Below are 2,686 nucleotides of genomic sequence, written 5' to 3' on the forward strand. Positions count from 1 at the left end.
GCCCCGAAGACGGCCGAGGAACCGGAAACCCCGCACCGGCGCTGAAGCGCCACATCCACGGACACCGGCACGGGCCGCCGCTGCGAGAGCTCCGGTCAGTGGAAGAAGTGCCGCGTACCGGTGAAGTACATCGTGACGCCCGCCTTCTGCGCGGCCTCCACGACCAGCTCGTCACGGACCGAACCGCCGGGCTGGACCACGGCCTTCACACCGGCCGCGGTGAGGATCTCCAGACCGTCGGGGAACGGGAAGAAGGCGTCGGAGGCGGCGTACGAACCGCGCGCCCGCTCCTCGCCGGCCCGCTCCACGGCCAGCTTCGCGGAGTCGACCCGGTTGACCTGGCCCATGCCCACGCCGACCGAGGCGCCGTCCTTGGCGAGCAGGATGGCGTTGGACTTCACGGCCCGGCACGCCTTCCAGGCGAAGGCGAGCTCGGCCAGCTCGGCCGCGGAGAGCGCCTCGCCGGTGGCGAGGGTCCAGTTGGCGGGGTCGTCGCCGTCGGCCTGGAGGCGGTCGGTCACCTGGAGCAGCGCACCGCCGTCGATCGCCTTGACCTCGACCGGGTTCGCGGGGGCGCCGGCCTCCTTCAGCACCCGGATGTTCTTCTTCTTGGCGAGGGCCTCCAGGGCCCCCTCCTCGTAGTCGGGCGCCACGATGACCTCGGTGAAGATCTCCGCGACCTGCTCGGCCATCTCCTTGGACACCGGGCGGTTGACGGCGATCACACCGCCGAACGCCGACAGCGGGTCGCAGGCGTGCGCCTTGCGGTGCGCCTCGGCGACGTCCGCGCCGGTGGCGATGCCGCACGGATTGGCGTGCTTGATGATCGCGACGGCCGGCTCGGCGTGGTCGTACGCGGCACGGCGGGCGGCGTCCGTGTCCGTGTAGTTGTTGTACGACATCTCCTTGCCGTGCAGCTGCTCGGCCTCGGCGAGGCCGGAGCCCGAGCCGTCGACGTAGAGGGCGGCCGGCTGGTGCGGGTTCTCGCCGTAGCGCAGCGTGCTCTTGCGCTCCAGCGCGGTCCCGTGGAAGTCGGGGAACTGCGAGTCGTCGACGGGGGCGTAGGAGCTCGCGAACCAGCCCGCGACCGCCATGTCGTACGACGCCGTGTGCTGGAAGGCCTCGGCGGCGAGCCGCTTGCGGGTGGCGAGGTCGAAGCCGTCCTCCTTGACCGCGGCGAGGACGTCGCCGTAGCGGTCCGGGCTGGTGACCACGGCGACGGACGGGTGGTTCTTGGCGGCGGCGCGGACCATCGACGGGCCGCCGATGTCGATCTGCTCCACGCACTCGTCGGCGGAGGCGCCCGAGGCGACGGTCTCGCGGAACGGGTAGAGGTTGACGACGACGAGGTCGAAGGGCTCGACGCCCAGCTCGGCCAGCTGCTCGCGGTGGCTGTCCAGCCGCAGGTCGGCGAGGATGCCGGCGTGCACCTTGGGGTGCAGGGTCTTGACCCGGCCGTCCAGGCACTCGGGGAAGCCGGTGAGCTCCTCGACCTTGGTGACGGGGACGCCGGCGGCGGCGATACGGGCGGCGGTGGACCCGGTGGAGACCAGCTCGACTCCGGCCTCGTGGAGCCCGCGGGCCAGCTCTTCGAGCCCGGTCTTGTCGTAGACGCTGACGAGCGCGCGACGGATGGCCCGCTTGTTCTCGGCGGTGGCGGTCACTGGATAACTACCTTTCGTCCCTCAATGCGATAGCCGTTGCGGGCGAGCCGCCCCACGACATCGACGAGCAGCCTTCGCTCGACTTCCTTGATGCGCTCGTGCAGAGCGCTCTCGTCGTCCTCGTCCCGGACCTCCACCACGCCCTGCGCGATGATCGGCCCGGTGTCGACGCCGTCGTCGACGAAGTGGACGGTGCAGCCGGTGACCCTGGCGCCGTACGCGAGCGCGTCGCGCACACCATGGGCCCCGGGAAAACTGGGCAGCAGGGCGGGGTGGGTGTTGATGAACCGCCCGCCGAACCTGGCGAGGAATTCCTTCCCCACGATCCGCATGAACCCGGCCGACACCACGAGGTCGGGCTCGTGGGCGGAGACGGCCTCGGCGAGGGCCGTGTCCCACTCCGGCCGGCTGCCGTGGTCCTTGACCCTCGTCACGAAGGTCGGCAGTCCGGCGCGCTCGGCGCGGGCGAGCCCCTCGATGCCGTCGCGGTCCGCGCCGACGGCCACGATCTCGGCTCCGTACGCCTCGCTGCCGACGCTCTCGATGGCGTCGAGGAGCGCCTGAAGGTTGGTGCCTGATCCGGAGACCAGCACGACCAGGCGCTTGACCACGGGCTTGGCGGCCACGATGGGGCCCTTTCTCGGGGAAGCGTTTGTACAGTCGTACGAATGCTTCGCGCCCCCGGATACGGGGAAGTCTACGAAGCGGCCGACCGCCAGCAACGATACCGGCACACGAAGCGGCCCCCACGGGACGGGGGCGTGGCCGGAAGGTAGCGTCTGGGAGGAGCGGGCTCGGGAACGCCGTCGGTCTGCGACGCGTTCACCAGGGAGACGGCTCACGGGGCCGGCTCACGCAGGACCCGTCGCGCCACCCGTCGTATTCACCAACGCGACGTCAGTCGTACTCACCAAGGGGAAGACGCTCACTTGATGCCGGACCGCAGCCAGCGACTCCTCACGCTCGCCCCGCAGTCGCCGCAGGGCGTGGTGCGCAGCGGCGTACTGCTGCGCGAGCGCCCC

2 protein-coding genes are annotated in these 2,686 nt (G+C 71.2%); both read right to left on the minus strand.

What is annotated here, in order from left to right:
- Positions 1-95: 95 nt before the first annotated feature.
- On the minus strand, positions 96-1,664 hold the full coding sequence (purH, locus tag ABT085_RS45480) for a bifunctional phosphoribosylaminoimidazolecarboxamide formyltransferase/IMP cyclohydrolase (protein WP_351622895.1): 1,569 nt from the start codon (positions 1,662-1,664) through the stop codon (positions 96-98).
- Positions 1,661-2,290 carry a phosphoribosylglycinamide formyltransferase gene (gene purN / locus ABT085_RS45485; RefSeq protein WP_351622898.1) on the minus strand — a complete coding sequence of 210 codons (630 nt, stop codon included), beginning with the start codon at positions 2,288-2,290 and terminating at the stop codon, positions 1,661-1,663. Before purN ends, purH begins: the two co-directional genes overlap by 4 nt.
- Positions 2,291-2,686: the final 396 nt, after the last annotated feature.

The sequence above is a fragment of the Streptomyces sp. NPDC002265 genome (assembly GCF_040296125.1).
Taxonomy (GTDB): Bacteria; Actinomycetota; Actinomycetes; order Streptomycetales; family Streptomycetaceae; genus Streptomyces.